The sequence below is a fragment of the Erwinia sp. PsM31 genome (assembly GCF_030433775.1).
Lineage (GTDB): Bacteria > Pseudomonadota > Gammaproteobacteria > Enterobacterales > Enterobacteriaceae > Erwinia > Erwinia aeris.
Window position 1 is genome coordinate 1 of record NZ_JARUWZ010000011.1, and the last position, 15,059, is coordinate 15,059.

The 15,059-nt window shown below is 56.6% G+C and carries 15 protein-coding genes; 7 read left to right on the forward strand and 8 right to left on the reverse strand.

The genetic code is table 11. The features are described from left to right. Window positions 1-174 precede the first annotated feature (174 nt). Window positions 175-525: a FlxA-like family protein gene (locus QCD69_RS10650; protein WP_253459500.1), complete on the forward strand. Its 351-nt coding sequence runs from the start codon at window positions 175-177 to the stop codon at window positions 523-525. On the opposite strand, the gene QCD69_RS10655 is transcribed toward QCD69_RS10650, so the two are convergent. After that, the gene (locus QCD69_RS10655; RefSeq protein WP_301251982.1) at window positions 522-1,442 is read right to left on the reverse strand and encodes a LysR family transcriptional regulator; all 921 of its coding nucleotides are present in this window, start codon (window positions 1,440-1,442) and stop codon (window positions 522-524) included. The genes QCD69_RS10650 and QCD69_RS10655 overlap by 4 nt on opposite strands. A 95-nt stretch (window positions 1,443-1,537) precedes the next feature. Here QCD69_RS10655 and QCD69_RS10660 point away from each other — a divergent pair, with 95 nt between their 5' ends. Continuing rightward, window positions 1,538-2,554 carry a bile acid:sodium symporter family protein gene (locus QCD69_RS10660; RefSeq protein WP_253459494.1) on the forward strand — a complete coding sequence of 339 codons (1,017 nt, stop codon included), beginning with the start codon at window positions 1,538-1,540 and terminating at the stop codon, window positions 2,552-2,554. A 32-nt stretch (window positions 2,555-2,586) separates the two neighbouring features. Here the strand turns inward: QCD69_RS10660 and QCD69_RS10665 are convergent, their stop codons facing one another. The 3 genes from QCD69_RS10665 to zipA all read right to left on the reverse strand — a co-directional run bounded on the left by QCD69_RS10665 (window position 2,587) and on the right by zipA (window position 5,953). Continuing rightward, window positions 2,587-2,802 (reverse strand): DUF3820 family protein, encoded by a 216-nt coding sequence (locus QCD69_RS10665; protein WP_125289609.1) that lies wholly within the window; start codon window positions 2,800-2,802, stop codon window positions 2,587-2,589. Further along, window positions 2,803-4,821 carry an NAD-dependent DNA ligase LigA gene (gene ligA, locus QCD69_RS10670; RefSeq protein ID WP_301251984.1) on the reverse strand — a complete coding sequence of 673 codons (2,019 nt, stop codon included), beginning with the start codon at window positions 4,819-4,821 and terminating at the stop codon, window positions 2,803-2,805. It abuts the gene before it with no gap. A gap of 73 nt (window positions 4,822-4,894) precedes the next feature. Then, on the reverse strand, window positions 4,895-5,953 hold the full coding sequence (zipA, locus tag QCD69_RS10675; protein WP_301251986.1) for a cell division protein ZipA: 1,059 nt from the start codon (window positions 5,951-5,953) through the stop codon (window positions 4,895-4,897). A 219-nt stretch (window positions 5,954-6,172) separates the two neighbouring features. Between zipA and cysZ the strand changes: the two genes are divergently transcribed. From cysZ to crr, 5 genes are all read left to right on the forward strand, one after another. Further along, window positions 6,173-6,934: a sulfate transporter CysZ gene (gene cysZ / locus QCD69_RS10680; RefSeq protein ID WP_253459484.1), complete on the forward strand. Its 762-nt coding sequence runs from the start codon at window positions 6,173-6,175 to the stop codon at window positions 6,932-6,934. A gap of 128 nt (window positions 6,935-7,062) precedes the next feature. After that, window positions 7,063-8,031: a cysteine synthase A gene (cysK, locus tag QCD69_RS10685; RefSeq protein ID WP_301251988.1), complete on the forward strand. Its 969-nt coding sequence runs from the start codon at window positions 7,063-7,065 to the stop codon at window positions 8,029-8,031. 390 nt (window positions 8,032-8,421) lie between these two features. Continuing rightward, entirely contained in the window at window positions 8,422-8,679 is a 258-nt protein-coding gene (ptsH, locus tag QCD69_RS10690) for a phosphocarrier protein Hpr (RefSeq protein WP_125289603.1), read from the forward strand. Window positions 8,680-8,864: 185 nt separating this feature from the next. Beyond that, window positions 8,865-10,592: a phosphoenolpyruvate-protein phosphotransferase PtsI gene (gene ptsI / locus QCD69_RS10695; RefSeq protein WP_253459478.1), complete on the forward strand. Its 1,728-nt coding sequence runs from the start codon at window positions 8,865-8,867 to the stop codon at window positions 10,590-10,592. 43 nt (window positions 10,593-10,635) lie between these two features. Next, the gene (gene crr / locus QCD69_RS10700; RefSeq protein WP_125289601.1) at window positions 10,636-11,139 is read left to right on the forward strand and encodes a PTS glucose transporter subunit IIA; all 504 of its coding nucleotides are present in this window, start codon (window positions 10,636-10,638) and stop codon (window positions 11,137-11,139) included. 48 nt (window positions 11,140-11,187) lie between these two features. On the opposite strand, the gene QCD69_RS10705 is transcribed toward crr, so the two are convergent. The 4 genes from QCD69_RS10705 to cysM form a co-directional block, all read right to left on the reverse strand. Beyond that, on the reverse strand, window positions 11,188-11,871 hold the full coding sequence (locus tag QCD69_RS10705; RefSeq protein ID WP_253459474.1) for a GntR family transcriptional regulator: 684 nt from the start codon (window positions 11,869-11,871) through the stop codon (window positions 11,188-11,190). A 57-nt stretch (window positions 11,872-11,928) separates the two neighbouring features. Continuing rightward, window positions 11,929-13,278, reverse strand: coding sequence for an ATP-binding protein (locus QCD69_RS10710; protein ID WP_301251990.1), 1,350 nt, complete (start codon window positions 13,276-13,278; stop codon window positions 11,929-11,931). Continuing rightward, window positions 13,275-13,955 (reverse strand): response regulator transcription factor, encoded by a 681-nt coding sequence (locus QCD69_RS10715; protein ID WP_253459466.1) that lies wholly within the window; start codon window positions 13,953-13,955, stop codon window positions 13,275-13,277. The genes QCD69_RS10710 and QCD69_RS10715 overlap by 4 nt, the downstream gene beginning before the upstream one ends. Window positions 13,956-14,157: 202 nt before the next feature. Next, window positions 14,158-15,048: a cysteine synthase CysM gene (gene cysM / locus QCD69_RS10720; RefSeq protein WP_301251991.1), complete on the reverse strand. Its 891-nt coding sequence runs from the start codon at window positions 15,046-15,048 to the stop codon at window positions 14,158-14,160. Window positions 15,049-15,059: the final 11 nt, after the last annotated feature.

A 15,059-nucleotide genomic window follows, 5' to 3' on the forward strand; every position in this document is an offset into this window, starting at 1 on the left:
CATCCTGCACGACCCACCAATGTAGAAAGGCGCCCTAAAGGCGCCTTTTTGCCGTGCGTAATTCGGGTCTTAGCCCCCCTTTCGAATTCTTATCACTTCTTTTACGCTTTTTGTAGTCAAGTCTCCCGTGGTGCTTACCGATAACCGTAGTGGTTAAATACAAAGGAGATAGCGATGACAACAATTACAACCAGTACCAACACTTCGATCGGTTCCGGCAGTTCATCGGCCGGCTCGACGTCCAAAATTGCTGCGTTGAACAAGCAGGTAGTCAACCTGCAAAACCAGCTAAAATCGCTGGCGACGGATACCACCCTCACCAATGAGCAGAAAACGGAGCAGGAACAGGTTATCAATAGTCAGATCCAGCTGCTACAGGCACAAATTACTCAGCTGGAGCAGCAGCAGGCGCAGAAAGCGCAGGATAAAAAGGAAGCACAGCAGGATCCGGCCTCGGCCTACAGCAAAGTAGCCGACGGCGTAAACCGGCCAACCGCAGCTAATTCGCTCAACGTTTATATCTAAAACGCTGGCGCAAGCGCGCGTTGCTGCGTCAGCAGGGCAGCCTGCTGGCGCACTTCCTGCCAGATAGCTTCCGCCGCGGGCGACAGCGAGCGGTTCTTGCGTCTGACCAGCATAATCGAGCGATTGATTTCCGGCGTTATTCTTCTTACCAGCAGCGGCCTCCCCTGCGGCAGCGGCAGCGCAAGCGCCGGCAAAATGCTGATGCCTATTCCCGCTTCCACCATCGGGTAAAGCGTCGCCGGATGCCCTATCTCCTGCACGATTTCCACTTTTACCTGTTGCTGGCGCAGCGCCTCGTCGATTAATACCCGACTACCTGATGAATAGTCCTGTAGCACCAACAGCCGTCGGTTCAGCATTTGCCAGCTAATTTCTTTCTCTGCAGCGAGCGGATCGTCCTGACGACAGAGCAGCAGAAAGGGTTCTTCCAGAATCGCTTCGCCCTCCAGATCGTCTACCTGGAGCGGCCCTATCACGATCCCGAAATCCACTTCCGCGTTGCGGATGCTTTGCAGTACCCACTGCTGTGGCCTGTCGCGAAGCATGATTTTAATTTCAGGAAAATGCAGCTGGCTGGCGGCCAGGCACTGCGGCATCAGATGCGCGGAGATGGTCTGGCTGGCGGCGATCCTGACCGTGCCGCTGCGCTGCTGACCGTAGCTGCGCACGTCCAGCAGCGTGGTATTCAGCTCTTCCAACAGGCGCTCCAGGCGGCTGGCCAGCTGGACGCCAGCTTCGGTCAGCATCACTTCACGCGTTGTACGGTCCAGCAGACGGATACCCATCTCGCTTTCCAGCTCTTTGACGCTGTGGCTGACGGCCGACTGGCTCAGCCCTATCATCTGGCCCGCCTGGCTGAAGCTCCTCTGCTGCGCGACGGCGACAAACACCCGCAGCTGCCTGAGCGTATAATTCATCGATTTAACTCATATATGAATTCAATAAATCAATTTTATTTCTAAACCCTGCTGACGCACAATAGCGACATTGATTTATTAACGAGGCATTAACAATGCGGTTTCTCCGGCTCGATCCCATGATGGTTAAACTGATTATTACCGTACTGCTGGCAACGTTCCTGCCCGCGCGCGGCCACTTTGTGACTTTCTTTGAGTGGCTGACCACGGCCGCTATCGCCCTGCTGTTTTTTATGCACGGCGCCAAGCTGTCGCGCGAAAAAATCATTGCCGGCGGCGGCCACTGGCGGTTGCATTTATGGGTAATGATCAGCACCTTCGTGCTGTTTCCTTTGCTCGGCCTGCTGTTTGTCTGGTGGCATCCGCTGCCGGTCAGCGCAGAAATCTATACCGGCTTCCTCTACCTTTGTATTTTGCCCGCGACCGTGCAGTCGGCAATTGCGCTTACTTCGCTGGCTGGCGGCAACGTGGCGGCTGCGGTGTGCAGCGCGTCGGCTTCCAGCCTGCTGGGCGTGTTTATCTCTCCGCTGCTGGTCGGGCTGGTGATGAACGTGCATAACGATGCCGCCAACGGTAGCCTGACGCAGATAGGCAGCATTATGCTGCAGCTGCTGGTGCCTTTTATTCTGGGGCATATCTCGCGTCGCTGGATTGCAGAGTGGGTCGAAAAACATCGCGGGCTGATTGGTAAAACGGATCAGGCTTCTATTCTGCTGGTAGTCTATTCCGCCTTTAGCGAAGCGGTGGTAAACGGCATCTGGCACCGCGTCGGCGCGATGACCCTGCTCTATATCCTGATCGGCAGCCTCGGCATTCTGTTTGTGGCGCTGGCCATTAATCTGCTGGCCGCGCGTCTGTTTGGCTTTAACCGGGCGGATGAAATTACCATTCTGTTTTGCGGATCGAAAAAGAGCCTGGCGAACGGTGTGCCGATGGCAAATATCCTGTTTCCTTCTGCTGCGGTCGGCATCATCGTGCTGCCGCTGATGATTTTCCATCAGGTGCAGCTGATGGTCTGCTCTATGCTGGCGCAACGCTATAAAAAGGCAGGAGAAAAACAGGTGGAAAAGCAGGTATCGAAAGCTAAAACGGTGGTGGAATCGCAGAAATAGCCGCAGCGGGGGAAGCGACTTCCCCCGTTATTTCAGCTTTTTTTAAGTGGTTTAAGCAGGCCTTCCAGGCCTTCAATCTTTATTGCCAGCGTAAGACGCATTAACTCGCCCAGATGACCTGCCGGAAACTCGTCCTTACGCGCAAACCACAGCAGATAAGGCTCCGGCAAATCGATCAGGAAACGCCCTTTATATTTTCCAAAGGGCATTTCGGTATTGGCAATCTCAATCAGGTGCTCTTTTTCCATTTATTCACCCAGCAGTCGAATCATCTCCGCTTCGTCGATCACCTTAATTCCCAGCTCCTGCGCCCTGGTCAGCTTGGAGCCTGCTGCTTCCCCGGCAATCACCAGATCGGTTTTTTTCGAGACGCTGCCGCTGACTTTAGCGCCCAGTGCGGCCAGGCGATCTTTGGCCTCATCGCGCGAAAGCTGCGTCAGCGACCCGGTCAGCACCACGGTTTTGCCGGCGAAAGGACTGTCGATCTCCTCCGCTTTGACTACCGCAACCGCTGGCCAGTGAATACCGGCCTCTTCCACCAGCTGGCGGATAACCTCGCGGTTGCTCTCCTCGTCCATGAAATTTCGCACATGGGCAGCCACTACCTTACCGACATCCTGCACGCCGATCAACGCGTCCAGATCGGCGCTGATGATGCTTTCCAGCGAGCCAAAATGCGCGGCGAGGTTGGCTGCCGTCGCCTCGCCCACCTCCGTAATACCCAGCGCATAAAGGAAACGGGCCAGCGTGGTTTGCTTCGATTTTTCCAGCGCGTCCACCACGTTCTGTGCAGACTTCGGCCCCATGCGATCCAGGCCGGTGAGCTTGCCCGCGGTCAGCTTATACAGGTCGGCAGGCGTTTTGACGTACTCTTTTTCCACCAGCTGGTCGATGATTTTATCGCCCATGCCGTCCACGTCCATCGCACGGCGGGAAACGAAATGTTTTAACGCGCCTTTGCGCTGCGCGCCGCAAATCAGGCCGCCGGTACAGCGCGCCACCACTTCGCCTTCTACACGCTCCACGTCCGAGCCGCAAACCGGGCAGTGCGTAGGAAACTCTACCGCTCTGGCATCTGCCGGACGATCGGCCTCGATCACGCCGACTACCTGCGGGATAACGTCACCCGCGCGGCGGATCACCACCCGATCGCCGATACGCAAGCCCAGACGATCTATCTCATCAGCATTGTGCAGCGTGGCGTTACTGACCATCACGCCCGCCACCTGCACAGGCTCCAGCCTGGCAACCGGGGTAATCGCGCCCGTCCGGCCAACCTGGAATTCAACGTCGCGCACGTGCGTCATCTGCTCCTGGGCCGGGAATTTAAACGCTATCGCCCAGCGCGGCGCGCGCGCCACGAAGCCCAGCTGCTCCTGGAGATCCAGCGAGTCCACTTTTATCACCACGCCGTCAATATCGAAGCCCAGCGTGGCGCGATCCTCTTCCACCTTGCGATAGAAAGCCAGCACCTCTTCCGGCGTGTGGCAGAGGCGCACACGGTCGCTGACCGGCAGCCCCCAGGCCTTAAACTGTTGCAGGCGGCCCAGGTGGCTGCGCGGCATTTCACCGCCTTCCAACAGCCCCAGCCCGTAGCAGAAAAACGTTAGCGGACGCTTAGCGGTAATACGCGGGTCGAGCTGGCGCAGCGACCCGGCCGCAGCATTACGCGGGTTGGCGAAAACTTTGCTGCCGGTACGCCGCGCTTCTTCGTTCAGCGCCTCGAAACCTGCCTGCGGCATAAAAACCTCACCGCGTACTTCAACGCGTGCCGGGATATTGTCACCGTGCAGCCGCAGCGGTATAGCGCGGATGGTGCGCACGTTAGAGGTGATGTTCTCGCCGGTGGTGCCGTCGCCGCGCGTTGCCGCCCGCACCAGCAGCCCGTTCTCATACAGCAGGCTGACGGCCAGGCCGTCCAGCTTTAGCTCACAGCAGAAAGTGATTTCATCAACGCTTTTTAGCCTGTCCTGCACGCGTTTGTTAAAGGCAAGGTAACTTTCATCATCAAAAGCATTGTCCAGCGACAGCATCGGGATTTCATGACGCACCTGCTCAAACGCGCTCAGCGGCGCGGCGCCTACGCGCTGGGTCGGCGAATCGGGCGTCACCAGATCGGGATGCGCCGCTTCCAGCTTGCGCAATTCGCCCATCAGGCGATCGTATTCGGCGTCCGGCACTACCGGTTCATCAAGGACGTGATACTGGTATTCGTAATGGCGAAGCGTGGTTTGCAGAGCGATGATTTTGTCTTGTACGGATTCCATAGCGGCACCATAGCGATAAAAAACCCCCGGCTGGCGGGGGTCTTGTGTACAGAGAGGAAGGCGTGCCGGTAACTCAGGCGTTCGCCTCAATAACGTCACGAATGCGGTTTTTATAGGTTTCCAGCTTTTGCGGCGTCATCATCCGGCGCTCGTCATCCAGCACCACGCCGCCAACGTCGTCAGCGATGCGCTGGGCGGACTGCAACATCAGCTTAAAGTTCTGATTCGCATCGCCATAGGAAGGCACCATCATAAAGATAGAGACGCCGGGCGTAGAAAAATCTGACATTTCATCAGGATTAAACGAGCCGGGCTTGACCATATTCGCCAGGCTAAACAGCACCGGGCCGCTGCCCGCCGGGCTGAGATGACGATGGAAAATGTTCATTTCGCCAAACTGGAAACCGGCCTGCAGCACGCCCTGCAGGAGCGCCTCGCCGTTCAGTACGCCGCCGGCATGGGCGCTAACGTGCAGCACCAGTACCGTTTCTTTAGGTTTTTCCTGCGGTGCGACCGGGCGCTCAGGCTGCGGCGCGGGTTCCGGTTCCGGCTCGACGAAGGTCGGTTCAGACTGTACCGGCTGCGGCCGTGCCGGAGCAGGCTGAACAGACGGGGACGGCTGCGGCTGTACCGGAGCAGACTCAACCGGCTGAGGCCGTGCCGGAGCAGACTGAACCGGCTGAGGCCGTGCCGGAGCAGACTGAACCGGCTGCGGCGCTTCCGGCTGCCTGCGGCTTACCGGAACGGAAGGTTCGTCATCGGCTTCCTGCGGCAAATCGCCGCCGAAGAGCGGATCCAGCTCGGGAGACTCATCAACCGGATGCTGATGGCGAACAGGTTCTGGCTGAGCGCGCGGTTTTACCGGGCGCGGCGGCGCCTGCTCGTCAAAGCTGCCGACTACCGGCTCATCTTCTTCTGCTTTACGCGGACGCGGGCTTTTGCCGCGAGCACTGCCCGCGTCATCATCGACGTCGTCAAAAGCCTCTTCTCTATCCTGTTTTAAACGTTTGTGAGGACGATCGCGAAAAACGGATGAGCGCTCTTTACGGCTGGTCCAGAAGCCGTGAAGCAGAAGCGCTATTATAGCGATCGCGCCAACAACGATTAATATCAGACGCAAATCCTGCATCATTGTATTCTCTGTTGTTCCAATACCTTGCCACCGCGGCAAACTTTATCCCCTAACTGTATTTGCCCCGCTGCACAAGTGCAAGTCCGTGCAGTATTTTCTGACAAATAAGCGTGAAACGACACGGTTATTTGCTGTTTTTTCGCGCAAATCTCTTCTGCTCAGCGCAAACGGCTGAGTTATGATAGCCGCGCACGGCTTGTTAACTTAAGGAAAGCAGACATGGCTCTTCACCGTACCGGCGCTTCCGGCAATGGGATCCACTATTTTGCCCAAGGCTGGCAGCTGATCCGACTGCCCGGCATTCGCCGCTTTGTTATTGTGCCTTTGGCGCTTAATTTTTTATTGATGGGTGGCGCGTTTATCTGGCTGTTCTTCAGGCTGGAGCAGTGGCTTCCCGCTTTAATGTCTCATGTGCCCGACTGGCTGCACTGGCTCAACTATCTGCTGTGGCCGCTGACGGTTATTTTTGTGCTGCTGGTATTCAGCTATTTCTTTTCGACCGTCGCCAACTGGATAGCCGCGCCCTTTTGCGGGCTGTTAGCCGAACAGCTGGAGGCTAAACTCACCGGAAAACCGATGCCGGACAGCGGCTGGGCGGGCATGGTGAAGGATATTCCGCGCATTATGAAGCGCGAATGGCAAAAGCTGGCATGGTATCTGCCGCGCGCGCTCGTTCTGCTACTGCTCTATTTTATCCCCGGATTTGGGCAAACGGTCGCGCCTGTTCTCTGGTTTTTATTCAGCGCCTGGATGCTCTCGATTCAGTACTGCGATTATCCGTTTGATAACCATAAGGTCAGTTTTCGGCAGATGCGTACATCGCTAAAACGGCATAAAACGGATGTGATGCAGTTCGGCGCGCTGGTGAGTTTATTTACCATGGTGCCGATACTGAATCTGGCGATTATGCCGGTAGCCGTTTGCGGCGCGACCGCCATGTGGGTCGATCGCTATCGCGGCGCGCTGGGGCAGGTAAAATAAGGCTTATGCTTTTTGCTTCACCCTTATTGCCGCAGAACATATATATATACTATTTCTTTACTTCCTTGAAAAATTGAACCGGGTATGCTTGATGCAGTTCCCATTTTTCATACAGTTAAGGACGGGTTATGAGTAAGATCTATGAAGACAATTCGTTAACAATCGGCCATACGCCTCTGGTTCGCCTGAACCGGATTGGTAACGGACGCATTCTGGCTAAAGTCGAATCCCGTAACCCGAGCTTCAGCGTGAAATGCCGCATCGGCGCCAACATGATCTGGGACGCCGAGAAAAGAGGCATTCTGAAACCTGGCGTCGAACTGGTTGAGCCAACCAGCGGCAACACCGGCATCGCGCTGGCCTACGTGGCCGCCGCGCGCGGCTACAAGCTGACGCTGACCATGCCGGAAACCATGAGCGTGGAGCGCCGCAAGCTGCTGAAGGCGCTGGGTGCGAATCTGATCCTGACGGAAGGCGCTAAGGGCATGAAGGGCGCGATTGCCAAAGCGGAAGAAATCGTCGCCGGCGATCCGGACAAATTTGTGCTGCTACAGCAGTTCAGCAACCCGGCTAACCCGGAAATTCATGAAAAAACCACCGGCCCGGAAATCTGGGAAGATACTGACGGCGAAGTCGACGTCTTTATCGCCGGCGTGGGCACGGGCGGCACGCTGACCGGCGTCAGCCGCTATATCAAAAATACCAAAGGCAAAAAGGATCTGATCGCCGTCGCGGTAGAGCCGTCGGATTCGCCGGTCATCGCCCAGGCGCTGGCTGGTGAAGAGATCAAGCCTGGCCCGCATAAAATTCAGGGTATCGGTGCCGGCTTTATCCCTGGCAACCTGGATTTGGATCTGGTCGATCGTGTGGTGGCTATCACCAACGAAGAGTCTATCTCTACGGCGCGCCGTCTGATGGAAGAAGAAGGCATTCTGGCCGGGATCTCCTCTGGCGCTGCGGTTGCCGCTGCCCTCAAGCTGCAGGAAGATGAAGCTTTTGCCAATAAAACTATCGTGGTGATCCTGCCCTCTTCCGGCGAGCGCTACTTAAGTACGGCGCTGTTTGCCGATCTCTTTACCGAGAAAGAATTACAGTAGCGATTGCGGTTGCCTGAAACTGTCTGAAAAAGCACCCGCCAGGGTGCTTTTTTGTGGAGCACGTCAAACTTTTGCCACTTTCCACATTGCTTTTACCTGCGGGTGTCTGGTATCTAAGCAACCAATTATTTCGAACCTCAAAATTAATCGCTGCGTGAATTGCCTGTAGCTGAATCGATTTACCGGTTTGGCGCGAAAGCAGAAAGCACGGCATAATGAAGAGGAAGAAAGCGCAGCCGGTGTGCCATGTTATCCGCGCGCTATCTGTCATATTTCGGCGCATTTCTGGCACGTTGTTAAACACGGACCTGCGCGAGACATTCAGGCCAAAGCGGCGCCGCCAGGCTAAGCTTTGGAATAACGCCAAATAAATTAAGTTGGGGAAACAACATGTTCCAGCAAGAAGTCACCATTACCGCGCCTAACGGTCTACACACTCGCCCTGCCGCTCAGTTTGTTAAAGAAGCCAAGGCTTTCGTTTCTGAAATCACCGTGACCTCTAACGGCAAATCCGCCAGCGCCAAAAGCCTGTTTAAACTGCAGACGCTGGGCCTGACTCAGGGCACCGTCGTGACGCTTTCCGCCGAAGGCGAAGACGAGCAGAAAGCCGTTGAGCACCTGGTCAAACTGATGGCCGAACTCGAATAAGCGTCAGCTTTTTCTACGCGACAGGCACTTTATTGCAACATAATTGATCGCGGACAGCATGTCCGCGTTGTTGTTTTAATACAGTGGAGCGCCTGTCAGATGCGGGTGGCCGCCGGGTTTCTCGCCGGTGCCGGGTTCGCCGCAGTTTCTCGCTCGCGATTATCAGTAATTAAAAAGGTAGGGTTATGATTTCAGGCATTTTAGCATCACCGGGTATCGCTTTTGGCAAAGCGCTTCTGCTGAAAGAAGATGAAATAGTCATCAACCGGAAAAAAATTACTACCGACCAGGTTGAGCAGGAAGTTCAGCGTTTTCTCGATGGTCGCAGCAAGGCTGCCGCGCAGCTTGAGGCGATCAAAACCAAAGCCGGGGAGACCTTCGGCGAAGAGAAAGAGGCCATCTTTGAAGGCCACATCATGCTGCTGGAAGATGAAGAGCTTGAGCAGGAAATCATAGCCCTGATTAAAGACGAGCTGGCCTCAGCCGACTCGGCCGCCCACTCCGTGATTGAAGGCCAGGCGAAAGCGCTGGAAGAACTGGACGACGAGTACCTGAAAGAGCGCGCCGCCGACGTGCGCGACATCGGTAAACGTCTGCTGCAAAACATTCTCGGCCTGCATATCGTCGATCTCAGCGCCATTGCCGAAGAAGTGCTGCTGGTTGCCAAAGATCTGACGCCGTCTGAAACCGCGCAGCTGAACCTGAACAAAGTGCTTGGGTTTATTACCGACCTGGGCGGCCGTACTTCCCACACCTCCATCATGGCGCGCTCGCTGGAGCTGCCGGCCATCGTCGGCACGGGCGACGTAACCAGCCAGGTGAAGAATGGCGATTATCTGATTCTGGACGGCGTGAACAACCAGGTTTACGTTAATCCAACGCCGGAGCAGATCGACGAACTGAAAGCTATCCACACTCAGTACGTGACGGAAAAGAACGATCTGGCCAAGCTGAAAGATCTGCCTGCGGTAACGCTTGACGGTCATCAGGTTGAAGTCTGCGCCAACATCGGCACCGTGCGCGATGTAGCTGGCGCGGAGCGTAACGGCGCGGAAGGCGTGGGCCTCTACCGTACCGAATTCCTGTTTATGGATCGCGACTCGCTGCCGAGCGAAGAAGAGCAGTTCCAGGCCTACAAAGCCGTGGCGGAAGCGATGGGTTCGCAGGCCGTTATCGTACGCACGATGGACATCGGCGGCGATAAAGATCTGCCCTATATGAACCTGCCAAAAGAAGACAACCCGTTCCTCGGCTGGCGCGCCATCCGTATTGCGATGGATCGCCCGGAAATCCTGCACGCCCAGCTGCGCGCCATCCTGCGCGCTTCCGCTTTCGGCAAGCTGCGCATTATGTTCCCGATGATCATTTCCGTTGAGGAAGTGCGCACGCTGAAGGCCGAGCTGGAAACGCTGAAGGCGCAGCTGCGTGAAGAAGGCAAAGCCTTTGACGAGCAGATTGAGGTCGGCATTATGGTGGAAACGCCAGCTTCAGCCGCAATCGCGCATCATCTGGCTAAAGAAGTCGATTTCTTCAGTATCGGCACCAACGACCTGACGCAGTACACGCTGGCGGTCGATCGCGGTAACGATCTGATTTCGCATTTGTACAACCCAATGACCCCTTCCGTGCTGACGCTGATCAAGCAAGTTATTGACGCATCTCATGCTGAAGGGAAATGGACAGGGATGTGTGGTGAGCTGGCAGGCGATGAACGTGCTACACTACTGTTACTGGGAATGGGGCTGGACGAATTCAGCATGAGTGCCATTTCTATCCCGCGCATCAAAAAAATTATTCGTAATACGAATTTTGAAGATGCTAAGGCGTTAGCAGAACAGGCTCTGGCTCAACCGACAGCGGAAGAGTTGATGAACCTGGTCAACAAGTTCATTGAAGAAAAAACACTCTGCTGAGATCCAGAAGCGCTGGCCAAATATTACTGCTTAGGAGAAGATCATGGGTTTGTTTTCAAAACTTTTTGGCGATAAGTCAGATACCGCATCTGGTGCCATTGAGATCGTGGCACCGCTGTCCGGCGAAATCGTAAACATTGAAGACGTGCCGGACGTGGTATTTGCGGAGAAAATTGTTGGCGACGGTATCGCAATCAAACCTGCCGGCAACAAAATGGTGGCGCCTGTTGACGGCACCATCGGTAAAATCTTCGAAACCAATCATGCATTTTCCATTGAATCGGACAGCGGCATTGAGCTGTTCGTTCACTTCGGGATTGATACCGTTGAACTGAAGGGTGAAGGGTTTAAGCGTATCGCTGAAGAAGGCCAGAAAGTGAAGAAAGGTGACGTGATCATCGAATTCGATCTGCCTTTGCTGGAAGAAAAAGCGAAATCTACGCTGACGCCGGTGGTGATCTCTAATATGGACGAGATCAAAGAGCTGGTTAAGTTGACGGGTAGCGTTACCGTGGGCGAAACACCGGTGATCCGCATCAAAAAGTAAGCCGTGCCTGTCTGAAAGGTCGCCTGAGCAATCAGGCGGCCTTTTTTTTCAGGCTAACGCATCGCGCAGGCTGGGCACTTCTTCTATCTCATCCAGCGACAGCTGTAGCTCAAGTTCATGCATATGATGATGCATCAACTGCTGTGCGCGGTGGTTGTCACCCGCCTGCAGCGCAGCGACTATCGAGCTGTGCTGTTCGCAGTGGCTGGCCGGATCCTCATTGCGCTGGTAGAGCGCGACAATCAGCGAGCTGCGTACGGTAAGATTGGTAAGAATTTCGCTGAGCACGCGGTTATCGCTGATTTCCGCCAGCAAAAGATGGAACTGCGACAGCTGCCGTACAATTTCCAGGCGGTTATTGCTGGCAATTGCCTCTTTCTCCGCCTGTCGCTGCGCGATCAGCTCAGTCTGATAGCGCTGCATCTGCTGCGTGGTGATACCGGCTATAATGGCGTTCTCTACCGCTCGCCGGGCGGTAAAGACTTCCCGGGCTTCGCGCGCTTCCGGTTTGGCGACCATCGCGCCGCGATGCGGTTCAATGGTGACGATATGCTGCATCGCCAGACGCTGTAGCGCGCTCTGCACGTGATTGCGGTTGGCCACCAGCACCTCGACAATCTGGGCTTCGATTAACCGTGTGCCCGGCTTAAGCCGATGCTGCGCAATGGCGTTGGAGATGGCATCCACAATCCGCTGCACTTCCTGTTGCTTACTGGACGACGCTTTATTCATCCTTTACCTCATAAATGCGAATAAAAGGTGTCGGACAATGATAGCACCCTCGTTAAGCTAAGCCACCCAGTGCGGTAGCTTCAGCGTCAGTTCCAGCCCGCCGTTTTTACCGTTCACCGCGCTGACCTCGCCCTGATGCGCCAGGATCACCTTACGCACAATTGATAGCCCCAGGCCGTAGCCTTTGCCGGATAGCGGCGAATTCACGCGCACAAAGGGATCGAAAATGCTGGAAAGCTTGTCCGCATCCACGCCGGGGCCCTGGTCGCTGACGCCGATGGTGAGCCAGCCGCTGTCCTGCTGTAGCGAGATCCTGACCTGCTGCCCCTGCCCGGAAAAACGCAGCGCGTTACGCACCACGTTTTCCACTGCGGAACGGATCAGCTTGGCGTCGCCTTTAACCGTGTAGTCGCCGTTCTGGTCCGCATTCAGCATGATTTCCACGCCGGAACCCTGAGCCTCGTAGCGCGCATCGTTGGCGACCGCCTCCAGCAGCCCAAGCAGATCGAAATACTGCTCGTCCGGCAGGCTTTGATGCTCGGCGCGCGACAGCGTCAGCAGCTCGCCGATCATCTTATCCAGCCGCCGCGCCTCTTCGTCGATCCTGTCGAGCGATTGCCCTACCGACTCCGGCGTTTGCCGCGCCAGCCCGGTCGCCAGCTGAAGACGCGCCAGCGGCGAGCGCAGCTCGTGAGAAACATCGTGCAGCAGCTCCTCGCGCGCCTTAACCAGCACGGAAAGGCGTTCAACCATGGCGTCAAAATCCTGCGCCACCACCGACAGCTCGTCATGCCGCCGACGCATTTTGGGAAACAGCCGCACGGAGAGATCGCCTTTGGAGACGCGATCGAAACCTTCTCGCAGCTGACGCATAGGTCGGGTCAGGTTCCACGCCAGAAACAGGCTGAACAGCAGCCCGCCGCCGCCAGCCATAAACAGCATGGGTTCAGGAATATTCAGAAAGCTGCGGTGGCCACCGGCCATATGGCTGTCTTCGCGCAGCCCCTGCACGTCGTAGCGCAGCTGATACTGCTGACCATCGGCACCGGTCACCCATTCGATCACTTCTTTCGGGAACTCGCCGGGCCGCAAATCGCGGTTAAGGTCGCCGTGCGGTAGCTCCTGCGGCGGCTTTTTCATCACCTGTACCGAGAAGAAGCGGCGATCGTTGGCGGACCAGTCCGCCATCATATCGTTGAGCGCATCCATGCCGCCGCGCTGCAATACCGAGACGGCCGAGGTCATCTGCAAATTAACGATGCGCCGGGCCGCCAGGTTTTCCGGCGGTTCGTGGTGCCGGCCATACAGGGAAAAGCTCAGCCACAGCAGCTGGCTCATAATCAGAAACGTCAGCCAGAAACCCAGCAGGATCTTCCAGAAGAGCAGCCCACGAAAGCCCGCCGTCATCGGATGCGATAGCCGATGCTGCGAACGGTTTCGATGGTGATGGCGTCACAGGTTAAAGCGGAAAGCTTCTGGCGGATATTGCTGATATGCACGTCCACGCTGCGATCGTAGGCTTCGCGAGGACGACCCAGCCCCTTTTCCGACAGCTCATCTTTAGAAACCACGCGATCGGGCGAGCGCAGCAGCAGATCCAGCAGATTAAATTCCGAAGCGGTGAGATCGAACGGCTGCTTCTGCCATTCGCTGATGCGCGTGGCCGGGTTTAGCGTCAGCTCGCCCCAGCTGACCACTTCACGGCTTTCCACCACCACCGGCTGTTCTTCAACGCGGCGCAGCACGGCGCGCAGCCTGGCGACCAGCTCGCGCGGATAGCAAGGTTTAGGCATATAGTCATCGGCACCCATTTCCAGGCCGATGACGCGATCGATATTGTCACCCTTCGCCGTCAGCATGATGACCGGCAGGCGGCTACTCTGCCGCACCTGACGCAGCACATCAATGCCGCTCATATCCGGCAGCATGATGTCCAGGATCATTGCGCTATAGCCGCCCGACATCGCCCCTTCAATCCCCGCTTTGCCGCTCAGTACCAGCGTGGCGTCAAATCCTTCGGCAATCAGATACTGGCTGAGCATGGTGCCCAGCTCCAGATCGTCATCAACCAGTAAAATTTTCATGCGTTATCTCTCTCCAGGCCAGGCGCTATTTTCACCTGTTGCTCAAACAATAGCAGCAGGTTTTACCCAATCCTTACAGTGTAACGGCATGAGCACAAATTGAGCGGCCCGAAAGCGTGGGCCTGCCAGGAGGGAGATCGGGCTGGCGTATGCACGCCGGTAGGTAGAGAGATCGGTCTGGGAATGCACGCCGATAGAGGGATCAGTCTGGTGACGAATGCACGCCGGTAGAGAGGTACCTGTCGCCACGATCGCAGACGATGGCGACAATAACGCTGCCGGGCTGCTCTTGCGCAATACGCAGCGCGCCGGCCACCGCCCCGCCGGAACTGACGCCGCAGAAAATGCCTTCACGACGCGCCAGCAGGCGCATGGTTTCCTCCGCCTCCTGCTGGGTCATATCCAGGATACGGTCGATCAGCTCCGGTCGATAGATGGCGGGAAGATAGGCCTGCGGCCAGCGGCGAATGCCGGGAATGCTGTTGCCTTCGGCGGGCTGTAACCCCACGATAGCTACCGTTCCGCTCTGCTCTTTCAGATAGTGTCCCACGCCGGTGATGGTGCCGGTAGTGCCCATACTGGAAACAAAGTGCGTCAGCCTTCCTGCGCTTTGCTGCCAGATTTCCGGGCCGGTGGTAACGTAGTGGCCCAGCGGGTTATCAGGATTGTTAAACTGATCGAGCACTTTGCCCTCTCCGCGCGCTTCCATATCGCGGGCCAAATCGCGCGCGCCCTCCATGCCCAGCTCGCGGCTTACCAGCAGCAGCTCCGCGCCGTAGGCCCGCATCGCCGCCTGACGCTCCATGCTCATGTTATCGGGCATCAGCAGCTTGATACGGTAGCCTTTCATCGCGGCGATCATCGCCAGCGCGATGCCCGTATTGCCGCTGGTCGCTTCGATCAGCATATCGCCGGGCCGGATTTCGCCACGCCGCTCCGCCTGCTGGATCATCGACAGCGCGGCGCGATCTTTGACCGAGCCGCCGGGGTTATTGCCCTCAAGCTTCAGCCAGATTTCGCTGCCGTTGTCTGGCGTCAGCCGCTGAAGCTTGATCAATGGCGTGTTGCCGATGGTGTGTTCGAGCGTGGTCAAGTGATGGTTCC